Raw genomic sequence first — 14,722 nt, forward strand, 5'->3', positions numbered from 1 at the left:
CATGACCAACAACAATCTCAAAGCCACTACTCTTAAAGGTTTCCGTGACTTTCCACCCAGCCAAGCTCTCCAAAGACAATGGCTAGAAAAGAAGATCCGCCGCATCTTTGAACTCTGGGGATATGATCCTATCGAAACTCCTACCCTTGAATCCCTAGGTCTATTCTCAGGTCAAATTGGTGAGGATGAAAAACTTTTCTTTTCCTTCGAGGATCAGGGAGGCCGACAAGTCGCCCTTCGCTACGACCAAACCGTTCCCACCTGCCGCTTTGTTGGCCAAAACCGTCAACAACTAGCCTTCCCTTTCAAACGTTATCAAATCCAACCCGCCTTTAGAGCCGAAAAGCCACAGAAAGGCCGCTATCGCGAATTTCTCCAATGCGATGCCGATATCTTTGGTCTTGACTCCCCTCTTGCCGATGCAGAGCTTATTGCCTTAAGTCTTGATATCTTCAGACGCCTTGGTTTCCCTAAGGCCAAAGTTCTTATCAACGACCGTCAACTCCTTAAGGATATCCCCTACCCCGCTATCGCCGCTATCGACAAATTGAACAAAATTGGACCATCCGGTGTTATCAAAGAAATGATTGGCAAAGGTATTAACGAAAACGACGCCAAGCAGTATCTACAAACCATTCAAAATCTTAAGCCTAATCAAACCATTAACACCATTCTCGATTATCTAAAACAGCTTGGATTCCCCAGCGACTGGTATCAATTCGACCCAACCATTGCTCGATCCTTCTCCTACTCCACAGGCCCAATCTGGGAAGTAGTTATTCCAGGATTTGATGGAGGCTCAGTTCTAGGCGGTGAGCGTTTTGACAAATTAGTGCTAGATATTTCAGGGCAAGAAGTACCTGCCACCGGATTTGGTCTTGGTTTTGATCGCACTCTGGAAGCCGCCATTCAACTTGGCATAGCTCCTCAGTTTTCAACGCTATCCTCTGTTCTCATATCCCCTCTAGACTCTAATAGCTTGAGTTACTCACTTGCTGTCTCTCAACAACTAAGAGATGCTGGCATCAACACAGAACTCTATCCAGACCCCAACACCAAAATACAAAAACAACTTAAATATGCCAACAAAAAAGGCATCCCCTTCGTTGCCATCATCGGCGACCAGGAGCTTAAAGACAAGACAGTCACTCTTAAAGATATGACCAAAGGTGCTCAAGAAACTCTATTAGTGTCTGAATTGGTGTCAAAGCTTTCTTCATAATGGCAAAGTCGACTAAATCTAGATCTCTGGCTTATCTTGCTCTTCTGGGTAACGCTCTGCTTTGGGGTCTGGCTACTCCAATTGTCAAAAAGGGCTACTCTCAAGGCCTTGATCCATATCTCTTCCTCTTTGGCCGCATGTTTGTTGCCTTTCTTTTCTCTCTACCTCTAATAGCTATTCTTAAACGCTCTCCCGGGTTTGCCAAATCCTTCACCCCCAAAAACTTAATCAAAACCATTCCTCTTGAAATATTAGGCACTGTTATAACCCTAGTCCTCCTTTACGAAGGTCTCCGTCTCACCACTGCGGTCGAAGCGTCCCTAATTACCATGGCCCTACCCATTTTTATCACCATTGGCGGTCTGATTTTTTTAAAGGAAATCATCACCACCAAAGAGTGGTTTGGACTAGCCCTTGCCTTACTGGGCACTTTCCTTCTAGTTATCAAGCCACTACTAACTCAAGAAATTAACGGGGATACCCTAGGCAATCTACTTGTACTCATCCAAAACCTGACTGCAGCCGCCTACTATCTACTTGCCAAAAAACACTACCAAAATCAAAACAAACTTGCCATTACTCATATCAGCTTCATTATCGGTTCAATTTGCTTTTTAGTGCCCTTTTTAGTTTTTAATCCAACTCCCATCAGTTCCATGCTTGCCCTTTTTTCACTCACCCAACCCTGGCCACTACTCGCCATCCTCTATATGGCCATCCCCGGCTCTATCCTTGGCCTCACTCTCTACCTCTACGGCCAAGACAAAATCGAAGCCAGCGAAGCCTCTCTTTTTACCTACCTACAACCAGCTTTTGCCATCCCCGCCTCTATCCTCCTTCTCTCAGAATCAATCTCGCTGCTTGAGCTTCTAGCCACAGGTATCATCATCACCGGAGTTATCATTGCCGAAAAACATTAAGCCCAATTTATCGCCTAACATGGTATAATTCTCGTCATGCAAACATCAATTCACCCAAAATACCATAACGACACCAAAGTAACCTGCGCTTGTGGTAACAGCTTCACCACTGGCTCAACTCTTCCGGAAATTAAAGTCGAGATCTGCTCAGCTTGCCACCCCTTCTTCACTGGTGAAATGAGATTTGTTGACGTTCAAGGTCGGGTCGAAAAATTCCAAGCCAAACAAAAAGCCGCTACCAGCTACACCAAGAAAAACAAGAAACGTTCAACTCCTACCACCTCTCAACCGACCAAGACTCTCAAGGAAATGCTTTCCGGCAACTAACCACCTGTTCATATCTTCCCTTTATCCCCCACACTTTAAGGTAAACTGCTTCTATGGACCACCAACTTGACTATCTCCAGAAACAAATTGATCAACTTGATCAGCAAATTGCCGATAACCAAAAACTTCTCCAAGACCCCACCCTCAAGGATCTGGCCTCAACTGAAATAACATCTCTAACTGAACAAAAGCAGTCTTTACTCCAAGCTCTAACAGAGCTAAAAAATAGTCTTAATCAAAAACAAAACTCCCCCACCTCAAACTATGACAACAGTCCCGCCACCATTGAAATTAAAGGCGCCGCTGGTGGAGATGAGGCCAAAATCTTTGCCCAAGATCTCCAAGAAATGTACACTCGTTTTGCCAACTCCTTAGGCTTCAAAGTCGAATCCATTGACGACGGTATCATCAAGATCTCCGGTAAAGCCAACCCTCCTTGGAAATTAGGCCCTTACGCCACCTTTAAACACGAGGCAGGTGTTCATCGAGTTCAACGTGTTCCCAAAACCGAGTCCCAAGGCCGTATCCACACCTCTACCGCTACCGTCGCCGTTTTACCCCAAATCAAACCATCAGAGGTTGTCATCAAGGAGTCCGATCTAGAATGGCAATTTAGCCGAGCTGGCGGCCCAGGCGGCCAGAATGTCAACAAAGTCAGTACAGCTGTTAGACTAACCTACAAACCAACCGGAGAAGTCATCTCAGTCCGTGAAGAACGTTACCAACAGCGCAACCGCGACATTGCCCTAGAACTTCTTCGTCAACGACTCTGGCAAAGAGAACAAGACGAAAAACAAAAACAGCTTGAAACCACCAGATCCCAAGCCGTTGGTTCCGGTCAAAGAGCTGAAAAGATAAGAACCTACAACTTCCCCCAAAACCGAGTTACTGATCACCGTCTCAATCAATCCTGGCACGATCTTGATCTAGTCATCCAAGGCAAACTCGACAAAATCATCACCACCCTGCACCAACAACCACTCGAGTCGTAACTACCTCACTCATTCCCATTCCCTTACTTATCTCCTTCTTTTTTTCTTCTATTGATCAACCTGTTCCTTTAGTATTACCGCAAACTCCCTCATCTCACCCTCTCTCCACAGTTTCACACTTACCTGATCTCCTACCTTCTTGGTATTAATCACATTAGCCAATCCTCCCCTAATCTCCCCCACCCTTTGTCCATCTACCTCGGTGATGATATCGCCAGGCTTAATTCCAGCTTCATCAGCACTTGAACCAGCCATCACGTCAATTACATAAGCACCCTCAGTCACCTCATTAAGAATCGCTGTATCCTTACTAACCATTCTGTAACTCACCCCCAGCATTGGTCGACTAAATCTACCCGTCGCCTCAAAATTCTCCAAGCTTTCTCTAACTACGTTAATAGGCAGAGCAAAACCAATATTCTCACCGCTACTTGATACTGCCACATTTACACCAATCACCTGACCCGCTGAGTTAAGCAACGGGCCACCAGAATTACCTGGGTTAATTGCCGCATCCGTCTGAATCACATTATCCAACTGTTCAAAGTCACTAAAACCATCTCCTGCCACAATTCCTCTGCCCAATCCAGACACCACACCAGTTGTCACTGTGTGTCTAAACTCACCCAAAGCCGTACCAATCGCAATCACAAACTGACCCACCTTAAGCGAATCAGAATCACCCAACTCCAAGGTCTTCAGCTTATCCCCACCGGCAATTTGCAAAATAGCCAAGTCATTAATCGGATCACGATAAATCTTCTCCACCACATACTCTTCATCGTTGTAATCAATCACCTTGTAACTAGCCTGCGTGTCCGATACCACATGCTTGTTTGTCACCACCATTCCCCCTTCAACCACGAAACCAGAGCCAATATCCTGCTCAATCACCTCAGTCTTACCACTATCCAACCCAAATCCAAAAAAACCAAATGGTGACTCTATTGGCTCTATTACCCGCTGCTCTCGCTCTACGGCTACTGTCACCACACCCACCGATGCCTTATCAGCCACATCAATTACCACTCCCTCCTCATTTAAGATCTTCTGTGTTACCAAGTTACTCTTCTCTGGCAAATGAAACCCACCTATACCCTCCCCAAGTAAATAATCCAAAGGCTTGATCACAAACACCCGATCAGCCACTGCTCCGCCAATGGCGCTAAACAACACCAATACCGAAACTGATAAACCCATTAAAAAAGACTTCATCTTCACTCCTTCATTAAATCTCTATCTGCCACAAATTTCAACCCTTAAGCACCTCAACCGCTTTAATAAGCTGCTCATCTACCTCCTCCTCACCTTCGGGTTGGAACACACTCTCAACCACTACATCAGGCTCAATTCCATCCAAATGAATATTATATCCACTTGGCAGTAACCATTTAGCTACAGTTACGTGCAAACCAGCTCCGCCAGGTAACTCCTGAGCCTCTTGCACTGTACCCTTACCAAAAGTGTGTTCACCAACTAGTTTTACCTTCAACTGGTCTCTTAAAGCTCCCGCCAAAATCTCACTGGCTGACGCTGAACCTCTGTTAACCAACACCACCAACGGCTCACCAATCAGCTTGCCTCTTCGACTCACACTATATTTCTCTGTTCTAAACTTACCCTGTTGTTGGACCACCACCCCAGATGATATAAACTCACTGGCCAAATCAATCGCTCCTTGTAAGTATCCCCCGGGATTATCTCTCACATCAACAACTACACCGCCCAGATTTGGCTTAGCCGATATCTCTCTTACTGCCTCTTCCCATTCCTCCAACGTCTTATCTCCAAATCTAACCACTCGCAGATGGGCAAATCTACCATTCTCATCTACCCTACCCTGATCATTCACGAAAGCCAACTCAACAGAAGGCACCACAATTGTGTCTCTAATTAATGTTACTTCTCGACTATCCACATCTCCCTCTGTATACAGTGTCAAAGTTATCGGTTTACCCTTTTCTCCCCGTATCGTCTGCACCGCCTCAGGCAAACTCATCCCATCTGTATCTATATCAATTCCCTGCTCCTCATCCTTAATATGCAGTATCAAATCACCCGCCTTTACTCCAGCTTTCTGTGCTGGTTGATCAGGTAAAGGCGCCATTACAGCTAAAGTTTTTTCAACATATCCAAGTTGAATTCCCACCCCTGCAAACTCACCAGCCAAATCTTCCTTTGTCTGAGTATTCTCTTCTGGTGGCAAAAACACAGTATAAGGATCATCCAAGGCTGCCGTCATTCCCTTAATTGATCCATAAACCATCTCCTGAGCATCTATTTTTTCGCTCTCCAAATAGCCTTGCTCAAGCCGCTCCCACACCTCCCAGAACAAATCAAAGTCTACCTGGCTTTTATCACCAGCCTTACCTATCACCGCCTCAAGTACCGACCCTCCTTCGTATGCCCTCGACTCCCCTGCTCTTACCCCCAACTGATATCCTCCAATACCTCCAAATGCTAGCAACAACAAAGCCACCAACAAAGCTCTCACTCTCATAAGGTTAGATGATGTTTCTTTAGAAGGTTTTTCCATAAGACAATTCCTCATTGTACGTAAACTCTAAAAACCAAACAACCCCAACCATCTATTCCTCCACATCCCGCCTCTGCAACACAACTCCTCCATCTCCCCACATAAACTCAACCTCAGCAAAACCACCTGGATATACAAAGTTAAACTTACCTCCAGGGCCCAAATCCATAGTAATCTCCCTATCTAGCATATACGTTAATCTCACTACCTCCTCACTACTATTAACAAACAACACGTCCTGGCCAGCACTCACCCTCACTGGTACCGCGATTTCATCAGTCACTGCCACATCTATTTCTCCCACCGCCTCAATATCCACCACTGATTGTTGCGTTGGCACACCACTCTCCTCCTTTACCTTCTCAACACTTGGTACTCCACCAATCTGGCAACCAGACAAAAACACTCCCAACACAATCAATACCATCAAATTCCTCATATACCCAATCTATCATCTTCAACAACTCGATACTAGAGTTTATTCCAGTTATCTCTAGACACACATTTAGACGATACGAGAAAAACTCACCTCACCGATCCGCAATACCACCAAAAAACCTCGTCGAGCATTGAGCATAGACGAGGCGTGAATACCAACATTGTATTACACAACACAAAATCCGTCAATATCTTATAGGACAACAAAGAGGGTCTTTCCAATCAAGAAACGATACGAAGCGTTACAATAAACATACCCAGACAACGATGAGCATTCGAAACAGAATCAGAAAAACCAAACATCTACGCAACCGCCATCTTATCTGCGTCCTCGAGAACCCAAACGACATCAAAAATGTCGCTACTGTAATCAGAAACCTTTCAGCTTTCGGCGTAGAAAAACTATATATCATCAGTGACAAAAAAGGGGTACCCTACAACCTAGAATCATCAAGGAAAAATAAATATCTTACTAGACTCAGCGTTGGTGCAAACAAATGGATATTCATCAAGCGTTTCACCACCACTGACGAATGTGCTCTTCACCTAAAAAAGAATCTATACACCAACGCTATCACCTCACCTCATCAAAAAGATGCCAATAACATCAATCTCTATGAGGGCACATTTACTCAAAAAAGGCTGGCAGTTTGGTTCGGTAACGAATCACACGGGATCTCAAAAAAGGCGATCAAGCATGCAGATATGTGTATTCAAGTTCCCATGAGAGGCGTAGTCGAAAGCCTAAACCTGGCTACTAGTACAGGGATTATCTTAAGCTTTATCAGCTATCAGCGACTAAAATTTATCTTCACACATAGCCAAAACCGCTTCAAACCTCAAGGTTTCGCCAAACTAATTACTCGTTCCTGGCACAATTTTTTAAATTGGCCCCACGATAACATTGCCTAACCACTACAGGTTTATACTAACACCCCCCTATTTGCTACAATCTAACCAAGCCCATTAGACAAAGGCACCCACATTAAAAAGGAGGTTGTCATGCCCGACTCCAAGAATCGCCAGGCCAATCGAAAGGCCAGAAACGCTGGTAAAGAAGCTGGCTTGACCAATGAGCAACAAAGACAGCTTCACGAAGAGTTAGGAAAAATCCCCAACAAAGACGATCTCCCCTATCGTGAAATCGTCGAAATCGCTAGGGATATCAAGGCTAAGTAGCCACCACCAGAAAATGTCTAATGGGCTACTACCTATGAAAAACAGGTCAAACATCCTCCAGCTGGCCGTAGGCAAAAAATGTTTTAGAGCATCCAGAAGCATTGGCTCATGTCTACTTCTTGAGTTCGGCAAACAAATTCCATATCTTAATCACAAGAACCAAAAAAGGACAAAAGGAGAATATGGACTACTCATAGAAATGGGAGAGTGGATACTTTCTAAGCAAGATGCACAAATCCTCTCCTCTGAAAGTGACATTCAAAAAATCGACACAAACATCCACATTCTTGAAGACAAAGCCATCACCAACATCTCTCTTAATAAAAAGGGTGATCTAGAAATTTCTTTTGACACAGCTTACTCCTTACAAATCCCATTTAACTCAAGCGAGACAGACCTTTGGATCTTCTTTACCCCTTCCGTATCCTACTGGCTTGATCAGCGAGGACGTTGGCAGCAGGAAGAAAGAAAATAGATACACCAAACATAGTCAGCCTATATATCCATAACTACACCGCGGTGGTATATACTCATATTATGCCCTTAAACAAAAACGATCTCAGGCTAGTTCGTCAAGTAGTCAATGAGGTAATCGAAAAAATATACAAAAACCTACCCACCAAAAACGAATTCTTCAATTCCATGGATCAGCTCATCACCGAGCTGAAAGCCAATCGTCAAGAACAAACCTTCATCGTTCACAGACTGACCAACCACGAAAACCGAATCCAAAAAGTCGAAAAACACCTCTCACTTTCTACATCCTAATCACAAGCGATAGCCTCTTTCCCAACACCCAATCCACTGTTACACCAGATTGTTTCCACCACACTATCCCTCCACTTCCTGCCACCTCGTTATTGGCAATCTTACTCCATCAAAAGCTTCAATTACAAAGTCAGGCCTGAAGATAAATAACTCACTTGGAGCTGTATTATCCACGTGTATAAATCGCGATACATTTCGGAATCTTCTTAACAATTAAAGAAGATTTAAAATGCCCAGTGACTACCCTCATCTTAGATATTCATTTGATCGAAAGACTTGTCTGACATATCGTCGGGTAATGAAAACACTAGCCAGTTCACTTACCTTTGATACTTCTGATGTAGCTCGCTTCCGGCTCCATGTTCTGGAGCACTACTACAAGTATGGTCTTGTTCCAACCCTGGATGTCTTTGGGGTCAAGAAGAGTACTCTGTACGACTGGAAGAAGCGCTTTGAAGTCTCTGGCAAGAAACTCAACAGTCTGGTACCTGTCTCCACCAAACCAAAAGAACTCAGGAGAATGAACACAGACTGGAGACTAGTGGAGTTGATCAAGACCATGAGAAAAGAATATGGAAACGTTGGTGCCAATATACTAAAACCCTTTGTAGATGCTTTGGCGACAGACCTAAATATCCCCACCATTAGCAAGACCACCATCACTAAGATCGTTAAGATACGAAGATTAACTTTTGAGACCAAAGTCAAGCTCAAAAAGAAGAGTAAACAACCACGGTTGCGAACCAAAAGGTCTCCTAAAGTCACTTCTGCAGGATACGTTCAACTGGATTGTATTACCCTTTACATTAATCGCGAAAAACATTTGTTTGTGTGCTGTATTGATGTCTTTACTAAGTTTGCTTTAGTGAGACGAGTTAAGTCCTTGTCGTCTCAATCAGCCAAACAAGTCTTGGTGACTTTTGAACAACTAACCAGTCACTCTGTCCACACTGTGCAAACAGACAATGGTAGTGAGTTTCTTGGAGTGTTTGACAGATATCTCGAAGACCAAGGTATCAAACACATCTTTACTTACCCCAGGTCTCCCAGAATCAATGGAGTGGTGGAGAGACTCAACAGAACTGTCCAAAAAGAGTTCATTAAAAGAAGTGATGAGATTTACTACAATACCAAAGCCTTTGATGAAAAGCTGACAAAATGGTTACATTGGTACAATTACCAAAGACCACACTACGCACTTAAATATTTATCACCCGTTCAATTCATTAACACTCAGATTCCGAAAAGTGGGTGATCTATACACCACGATCCCCAAAATTCAAAAATGTGTATAATCAAAGCATGCCAAGACAAAGAATCCAATTCAACCTCCCTGTATCTATCCTCAAAGAAGGTAAAGTTTTTGTCGCTTATTCACCCGCAATTGATATTTCCACAGTCGGCGAAACATTTGAAGAGGTACAACAGCGATTTGAGGAAGCCGCAAACATTTTTTTCGAGGAAACGATCGAACACCAAACTTTCGAAGAAGCTTTACTCGAATTAGGATGGCAGAAAGAGAACAAGCGTCTCGTACCCCCCATCGTCATATCAAACCAAACAAAACTATTCTCCTTGAGTCACGACGCACCCACACCACATGCCTAGTATCACCCCCATTCACTGGAAAAAGTTTGAAAAATTTTTAATTTACGTGGGCTGCGAATTCAAAAGGCAAAAGGGAGATCACCGTGTATACTGGAGATCAGGCCTAATAAGACCAATCATTCTCCCAACATACAAAAGTTTACCTGTATTCATCATCAGAAACAATCTCAGAACACTCGGCATTGACCATAATGATTACCTAGAAATACTAAAAACCATCTAGCCACAATCCCTTTCCACCACTTGCCAACACACTCCCTCCTCCTATCCTTCTACCTCCTGCCACCTCGTTATTGGCAATCTTACTCCATCAAAAGCCTCAATTACAAAGTCAGGCCGGAAGATAAATAACTCACTTGGAGCTGTATTGTTAGTTGTTCCCCTGTCTCTGTTAAGCGAGACACTGCTCCACCCCACAAAAGTACCCTCACCCACAAACTGTTGCTCTGTATTCTCATCACCAGTCGAAGCAATGTTTAGGGCATCTGCCATATACACCCCTTCCACTTGAGTTACATTACTAGCAAAGGAAATTGATCCTGAAGCAACAATGCCTAAATAAGATCCTGGCTCTACATTAATATTACTGGTAATGGTTACATTACCGTCATGGATGATAAATAGCTTCTCATCTACTCCACCACCCCCCATATTCCAATCAGAATCAATAACAATATCGCCACTACTTAAATATATGGTTCCTTCCTCACTGGCTGTTGGTTTACCCGATCCATTCCAGGACTCTCGAGGTAGTATCCCTGTTTGAGCATAATAGTAACCATAATCAAAGACTCTACCCTGATAGGAAGACAAAGCGCTTCTCCTGTTTCCACTAGCAATGGCATTAGGTGTCTCGTAAATACTTAATGACGGTGCAAATGGTAATGCCGAGTCTCCAGTGCTTGAGTTTCTAACCAAAGGTGTATATATCGTTCCTCCAATATCAACACTTCCACAAGACGCTTGATTCTCAGCTAATATACAGGTCGATGGGATCGTCACAGCAATTCCTTGTTCGCTGGACATATCTCCTCCCTGAGTTTGGAACCATCCGCCAAAGATTCGATACAATCCCACTCTTCTGGTTACCACCTGTCCCTGAGAGCTTAAAGATATTCCACTTAAAGACCCATCACAAAGCAACTTAGGAGGGCTAGTTACCCACAGATTCTCATCCACTGTATATGTCAGGTTGTAGCTGTCGGGTACTGGCAAATTACCTCTTGTGTATGCACCGTTAACGTTAGTGGTAGTGGTGTATGAGCTTGAGTGATTTACCTGAGCAGTCAAGGTAACCCCAGCCCCTTCAATCTTTGGTTGAGAGGCAACAGTTGAACAGTTACTCACCGTACTGGCATCAAAGAAAGTTCCCGAAATTGTTCCTCGACAGTTCTCCGTTTCTGACAGACTTACCCCCGCACAATCATTAGTTCCACAGTTCTCACTACAAGTTCTAGTTCTAGTCCTAGTAAAAGTAGTTGGACTACAGGCACTCCAAGCACTCCAAGCAGAAATATATGGACCACATTCAGTACAAGTAGTTCCTACAGGTTGCCAATACCAACCGCCACAGGGATCAGCATAGGTGTTGTAGCAAGTTTGAGTTCCACAACCTGAATTACAGAAATACCCAGTCTGACTATAGTTCCCTATATCACTACTCGAACAAGTACCACCACAACCATCACTCTGACCACAATATGGGGAAGAACAAGAAGGAGTACATGGGGGTGAACATGAATAACAATTAAAAAACGTGGGACTACCACACGTCGCAGGATCACCTGGACATGCCCCGGGACAAGAATAATATTCCACACCCTGACAATATCCAGGCCCACAACTTCCATTTGTACACCACTGGGTATCGCTACGATACATACACGAAGTCCACTTCTCACAAACATCAGCAAATAAATCACTATATCCAAATACAACAAAAACCAACACAAAAACAAATACAAACAACCCTTTTCTTATCATAAACCACTACCTCTATAAATCATGATAAAACTCTCAACTTCATTGGTCTCTATATTGCTCAATATACCAACAATATCACCAAACCTAACAACATGCATCAGTTCTAAGAAACCAACCTCTTCTGGGTCAGACAAATAAGCACCAACTAACTGCTCATTAGTAGCCAATTGAGCATTTTCTTCAACCCAACCCTTGTCAACCATAACATTAATCTTCTCCATGCTCGTTTCTACTAATTCCTCCTTAAAGTAAATCAATGACTCAATATTCTTTGCAGTGTTGTAACAATCAACGCTTTTACCACTCCAAACTAATAAACAACCTACTCTTCCCAGAAACACTCCCGGAGATGCTGTCGTCACACCACCGGTATCACTCGACTTGTACTCATGCAAAATCGTAGAAGCATCAGCCAAACTACTATTAACCAGATCCATATGAGATCGTAAAAAAACGTGACTTTTAATCAAAACCATTCCATACCAACCAACAATAGCCAAAAATATCAAACCCGATATCAACATCAACCAATTCACCCAATCTACCTTCTTATTCTCTTCCACACCTTCATTTAATCACAATTCGAAAAAACAACATCATCTCCAGTCATCAATATCTAACAAGGACATGTCTCGTTTAAACCCACTGTTGATGAGAAATATCCCACACTCCAGATACCAGAGTCCAGATATATCTTCCTGATGAACTTAAATTTTTTCTTTAATCGAAAGCTGGTATATGTCTTAATCCTTTGAACCACCCTGGCTACTGATATATCTGGTGAAATCTCAATTTGTAGATGAATGTGATCACTACCCGTGTTGACAGCGTAAAGATACAGTGTGGGATATTTCTTGATCAGTTGGTGTAACTCTAACAGCAACTCTTCCTTGACATACGACTTGATGTATTTCCGTCTGTATTTTGTTCCCCAGACTAGATGGTACTGGTGTTGATAGGCACAGTGATTAAGGCTTCTCTTTCTCATGCAGTCAGCATATCAGGTCAGCCTGATATGCTCATTCATCCCCGCATTCCATACGCTAACTACTCTCGTGTGACGCTATTCCATGCGGGGTTTCCTGTAAGGAAGAAAAAACCGCCAGTCGGGTATGGGTATACCAAAACTGGCGGTCAGGGCCCTTCGCAGTTGCGATGGCGCACAGGTGCGCTTACGAAGGGCGGACGCGGCAGAACATCTCCGGGCTGTCGGGGACAAAGCCGTCTGCGCATTCCAGGTCGAAGACCACTTCCGGCTGCTCGACGGTGTTGAAGGTGATGCGCGTGACCCCGCTCAGGGAGTAGGGCACATTGCAGGAAGCGTAAACGCTGGGCGACGGGCTGTCAGCGGGAGGAACGAACATTCCCCCAGACCAGCCGTTGTCCAACACTTCCGTTGCGCACATCACGCGAGAACCGTCGGCGTAGAAGACGATCAGTCCACCGGGTTGCGACAGATCAACCTCATCCTGCGCCTGAATGGCCGAGCCACCCAGTGCCAGCATGAGAATCACTGCCATAAAAAGTACGCGGTTAACCTTGTTCATCTCGTACCTCCTGTACGTCTATAGGTTATCCGATATTTATTAATATACAACAAAGTCATCCTCTTGTCAAGTGTTATGGGTCTCTAGGGGGCAAAAATCAATACAGCTAAACTGCTACTCAACTGGTATCAGAATACCAAATCCCCTCCTCCTGTCAACTCGGGTACACATCAAGCCATTCTATGTGTCAACCCCCACGCTACTAAATAACTACTCAACCAGCTACAATATTCCCTATGCAGACTGTTATTAACAACACTCTTACTCACTATCTGCTTATCAAATCCTACCGCTAGACAACTACTCTATCAGCCCTACACACCCAAGTAGGTGAAACATTTCTACTAAACCCTATTGGAACAAAACCCACCTTGGCTGCTTGATGTATCGTTGCACCAGCCCCAGAAGAAAAATCTACCCCAGAAAGATCATAACCAATTCTCGAGGACAACCACTCAACATCGGACCATATCCCCCGAACGCAGACTCTACCGTCCCCCATACGACCGTTAACCTCCTCCTCAGAAGTCAACATAGCTTGAGTTAATAACTGATTAATGTCAGTTTGAGCATATATGCCTCGGGCTATTGCAAATATCAGTGAATCAGATATTTTTTTAATTCTCCAACCCTGGCGTTAAAAAGACGCTTTCCATAACCAAATCCTCTAAATTTTGGGTTTACAACTACATAAGCCAACTCACCAGCCCTATCAAACAACCTCGTACCAACTACTTTATCGACCAAATCCCCAAACTTAGCAAGCCGAAATCGCACCGTTCTCCCTAACACATCGTAACCTGGTTCTAAGTATAACTGATTTTCAATCTTACTCCATTCATATATTTTATAAGTTCCAACCCCTATCAATTCATCATCACTTATGATCACTTTTGCATGCTGTTCTCCCGAAGTAATACTCTCTCCAAAAATAGAGACACCCCCCTCAATACTCTTATGCCCATAAAATTCTTGTGCTAGAAGTATAACCGAAAGATCTTGAGCCCAAACAGGAGCATCATGAAAATCCAAAAGCTTATCATCATTACGGAGCGACTCTCTACGCTCACATCCCATCATCATAATTTATATTATATAATAACAGACACCATTTCTATGGCACCAATAACTGAACTCTTGTCACATTTAGACAAATACCCAAACACCCCATATTTATCTTATACAGAAACAAATACACGAAT

The 14,722-nt window shown here is 43.7% G+C and carries 20 protein-coding genes; 11 read left to right on the plus strand and 9 right to left on the minus strand.

All coding sequences use genetic code 11. The annotated features are described in order from the left end of the window. Position 1 precedes the first annotated feature (1 nt). The 4 genes from hisS to MICH65_RS03725 are packed head-to-tail and all read left to right on the plus strand — an operon-like array spanning position 2 to position 3,461. The gene (gene hisS / locus MICH65_RS03710) at positions 2-1,222 is read left to right on the plus strand and encodes a histidine--tRNA ligase (protein ID WP_161932065.1); all 1,221 of its coding nucleotides are present in this window, start codon (positions 2-4) and stop codon (positions 1,220-1,222) included. Beyond that, complete coding sequence (locus tag MICH65_RS03715) at positions 1,222-2,142, plus strand: DMT family transporter (protein WP_161932066.1); 921 nt, start codon at positions 1,222-1,224, stop codon at positions 2,140-2,142. The genes hisS and MICH65_RS03715 overlap by 1 nt, the downstream gene beginning before the upstream one ends. A 36-nt stretch (positions 2,143-2,178) precedes the next feature. Next, positions 2,179-2,469: a 50S ribosomal protein L31 gene (gene rpmE / locus MICH65_RS03720; RefSeq protein WP_161932067.1), complete on the plus strand. Its 291-nt coding sequence runs from the start codon at positions 2,179-2,181 to the stop codon at positions 2,467-2,469. A 53-nt stretch (positions 2,470-2,522) separates the two neighbouring features. Beyond that, positions 2,523-3,461, plus strand: a complete 939-nt coding sequence (locus MICH65_RS03725; protein ID WP_161932068.1) for a PCRF domain-containing protein — start codon at positions 2,523-2,525, stop codon at positions 3,459-3,461. Between the two features lie 48 nt (positions 3,462-3,509). Here MICH65_RS03725 and MICH65_RS03730 read toward each other — a convergent pair whose 3' ends face one another. The 3 genes from MICH65_RS03730 to MICH65_RS03740 are packed head-to-tail and all read right to left on the minus strand — an operon-like array spanning position 3,510 to position 6,436. Next, positions 3,510-4,676, minus strand: coding sequence for a S1C family serine protease (locus MICH65_RS03730; RefSeq protein WP_161932069.1), 1,167 nt, complete (start codon positions 4,674-4,676; stop codon positions 3,510-3,512). Positions 4,677-4,713: 37 nt separating this feature from the next. Beyond that, a complete protein-coding gene (locus MICH65_RS03735) occupies positions 4,714-5,997 on the minus strand; it encodes a S41 family peptidase (protein ID WP_161932070.1) in 1,284 nt (427 codons plus the stop codon). A 52-nt stretch (positions 5,998-6,049) separates the two neighbouring features. Then, positions 6,050-6,436 carry a hypothetical protein gene (locus MICH65_RS03740; RefSeq protein ID WP_161932071.1) on the minus strand — a complete coding sequence of 129 codons (387 nt, stop codon included), beginning with the start codon at positions 6,434-6,436 and terminating at the stop codon, positions 6,050-6,052. A 266-nt stretch (positions 6,437-6,702) separates the two neighbouring features. Between MICH65_RS03740 and MICH65_RS03745 the strand changes: the two genes are divergently transcribed. From MICH65_RS03745 to MICH65_RS03775, 7 genes are all read left to right on the plus strand, one after another. Beyond that, the gene (locus MICH65_RS03745) at positions 6,703-7,347 is read left to right on the plus strand and encodes a TrmH family RNA methyltransferase (RefSeq protein WP_161932072.1); all 645 of its coding nucleotides are present in this window, start codon (positions 6,703-6,705) and stop codon (positions 7,345-7,347) included. Positions 7,348-7,437: 90 nt separating this feature from the next. Further along, positions 7,438-7,614 (plus strand): hypothetical protein, encoded by a 177-nt coding sequence (locus MICH65_RS03750; RefSeq protein ID WP_161932073.1) that lies wholly within the window; start codon positions 7,438-7,440, stop codon positions 7,612-7,614. A 34-nt stretch (positions 7,615-7,648) separates the two neighbouring features. Next, entirely contained in the window at positions 7,649-8,089 is a 441-nt protein-coding gene (locus tag MICH65_RS03755) for a hypothetical protein (RefSeq protein WP_161932074.1), read from the plus strand. Positions 8,090-8,151: 62 nt separating this feature from the next. Further along, on the plus strand, positions 8,152-8,382 hold the full coding sequence (locus tag MICH65_RS03760) for a hypothetical protein (RefSeq protein WP_161932075.1): 231 nt from the start codon (positions 8,152-8,154) through the stop codon (positions 8,380-8,382). A 298-nt stretch (positions 8,383-8,680) separates the two neighbouring features. Further along, positions 8,681-9,637, plus strand: a complete 957-nt coding sequence (locus MICH65_RS03765; RefSeq protein ID WP_161932076.1) for an integrase core domain-containing protein — start codon at positions 8,681-8,683, stop codon at positions 9,635-9,637. A gap of 47 nt (positions 9,638-9,684) precedes the next feature. After that, positions 9,685-9,990, plus strand: coding sequence for a hypothetical protein (locus MICH65_RS03770; protein ID WP_161932077.1), 306 nt, complete (start codon positions 9,685-9,687; stop codon positions 9,988-9,990). Then, entirely contained in the window at positions 9,983-10,213 is a 231-nt protein-coding gene (locus tag MICH65_RS03775) for a type II toxin-antitoxin system HicA family toxin (RefSeq protein WP_161932078.1), read from the plus strand. The genes MICH65_RS03770 and MICH65_RS03775 overlap by 8 nt, the downstream gene beginning before the upstream one ends. 41 nt (positions 10,214-10,254) lie before the next feature. Here the strand turns inward: MICH65_RS03775 and MICH65_RS03780 are convergent, their stop codons facing one another. The 6 genes from MICH65_RS03780 to MICH65_RS03805 form a co-directional block, all read right to left on the minus strand. Beyond that, positions 10,255-11,337: a carboxypeptidase-like regulatory domain-containing protein gene (locus tag MICH65_RS03780; RefSeq protein ID WP_161932079.1), complete on the minus strand. Its 1,083-nt coding sequence runs from the start codon at positions 11,335-11,337 to the stop codon at positions 10,255-10,257. Positions 11,338-11,969: 632 nt separating this feature from the next. Continuing rightward, a complete protein-coding gene (locus MICH65_RS03785; protein ID WP_161932080.1) occupies positions 11,970-12,536 on the minus strand; it encodes a hypothetical protein in 567 nt (188 codons plus the stop codon). Positions 12,537-12,589: 53 nt separating this feature from the next. Next, positions 12,590-12,961, minus strand: coding sequence for an IS200/IS605 family transposase (gene tnpA / locus MICH65_RS03790; RefSeq protein WP_161932081.1), 372 nt, complete (start codon positions 12,959-12,961; stop codon positions 12,590-12,592). 184 nt (positions 12,962-13,145) lie between these two features. Beyond that, positions 13,146-13,520, minus strand: a complete 375-nt coding sequence (locus MICH65_RS03795; protein WP_161932082.1) for a hypothetical protein — start codon at positions 13,518-13,520, stop codon at positions 13,146-13,148. A 292-nt stretch (positions 13,521-13,812) separates the two neighbouring features. Further along, entirely contained in the window at positions 13,813-14,055 is a 243-nt protein-coding gene (locus MICH65_RS03800; RefSeq protein WP_161932083.1) for a hypothetical protein, read from the minus strand. Positions 14,056-14,117: 62 nt separating this feature from the next. Then, a complete protein-coding gene (locus MICH65_RS03805; protein WP_161932084.1) occupies positions 14,118-14,603 on the minus strand; it encodes a GNAT family N-acetyltransferase in 486 nt (161 codons plus the stop codon). Positions 14,604-14,722: the final 119 nt, after the last annotated feature.

This window comes from Candidatus Chazhemtobacterium aquaticus, assembly GCF_009936135.1.
Classification (GTDB): domain Bacteria; phylum Patescibacteriota; class Microgenomatia; order UBA1400; family Chazhemtobacteraceae; genus Chazhemtobacterium; species Chazhemtobacterium aquaticus.

Excerpts from the sequence above, each read along its gene's own strand:
- MICH65_RS03750 (WP_161932073.1), top strand. The coding sequence starts at position 7,438 with ATGCCCGACTCCAAGAATCGCCAGGCCAATCGAAAGGCCAGAAACGCT.
- rpmE (WP_161932067.1), top strand. The coding sequence starts at position 2,179 with ATGCAAACATCAATTCACCCAAAATACCATAACGACACCAAAGTAACC.
- MICH65_RS03770 (WP_161932077.1), top strand. The coding sequence starts at position 9,685 with ATGCCAAGACAAAGAATCCAATTCAACCTCCCTGTATCTATCCTCAAA.
- MICH65_RS03730 (WP_161932069.1), bottom strand. The coding sequence starts at position 4,676 with ATGAAGTCTTTTTTAATGGGTTTATCAGTTTCGGTATTGGTGTTGTTT.
- MICH65_RS03715 (WP_161932066.1), top strand. The coding sequence starts at position 1,222 with ATGGCAAAGTCGACTAAATCTAGATCTCTGGCTTATCTTGCTCTTCTG.
- MICH65_RS03760 (WP_161932075.1), top strand. The coding sequence starts at position 8,152 with ATGCCCTTAAACAAAAACGATCTCAGGCTAGTTCGTCAAGTAGTCAAT.
- MICH65_RS03795 (WP_161932082.1), bottom strand. The coding sequence starts at position 13,520 with ATGAACAAGGTTAACCGCGTACTTTTTATGGCAGTGATTCTCATGCTG.
- MICH65_RS03775 (WP_161932078.1), top strand. The coding sequence starts at position 9,983 with ATGCCTAGTATCACCCCCATTCACTGGAAAAAGTTTGAAAAATTTTTA.
- MICH65_RS03745 (WP_161932072.1), top strand. The coding sequence starts at position 6,703 with ATGAGCATTCGAAACAGAATCAGAAAAACCAAACATCTACGCAACCGC.
- MICH65_RS03800 (WP_161932083.1), bottom strand. The coding sequence starts at position 14,055 with ATGTTGACTTCTGAGGAGGAGGTTAACGGTCGTATGGGGGACGGTAGA.
- MICH65_RS03740 (WP_161932071.1), bottom strand. The coding sequence starts at position 6,436 with ATGAGGAATTTGATGGTATTGATTGTGTTGGGAGTGTTTTTGTCTGGT.
- MICH65_RS03765 (WP_161932076.1), top strand. The coding sequence starts at position 8,681 with ATGAAAACACTAGCCAGTTCACTTACCTTTGATACTTCTGATGTAGCT.
- MICH65_RS03735 (WP_161932070.1), bottom strand. The coding sequence starts at position 5,997 with ATGGAAAAACCTTCTAAAGAAACATCATCTAACCTTATGAGAGTGAGA.
- MICH65_RS03755 (WP_161932074.1), top strand. The coding sequence starts at position 7,649 with ATGAAAAACAGGTCAAACATCCTCCAGCTGGCCGTAGGCAAAAAATGT.
- MICH65_RS03725 (WP_161932068.1), top strand. The coding sequence starts at position 2,523 with ATGGACCACCAACTTGACTATCTCCAGAAACAAATTGATCAACTTGAT.
- hisS (WP_161932065.1), top strand. The coding sequence starts at position 2 with ATGACCAACAACAATCTCAAAGCCACTACTCTTAAAGGTTTCCGTGAC.
- MICH65_RS03805 (WP_161932084.1), bottom strand. The coding sequence starts at position 14,603 with ATGATGATGGGATGTGAGCGTAGAGAGTCGCTCCGTAATGATGATAAG.
- tnpA (WP_161932081.1), bottom strand. The coding sequence starts at position 12,961 with ATGAGAAAGAGAAGCCTTAATCACTGTGCCTATCAACACCAGTACCAT.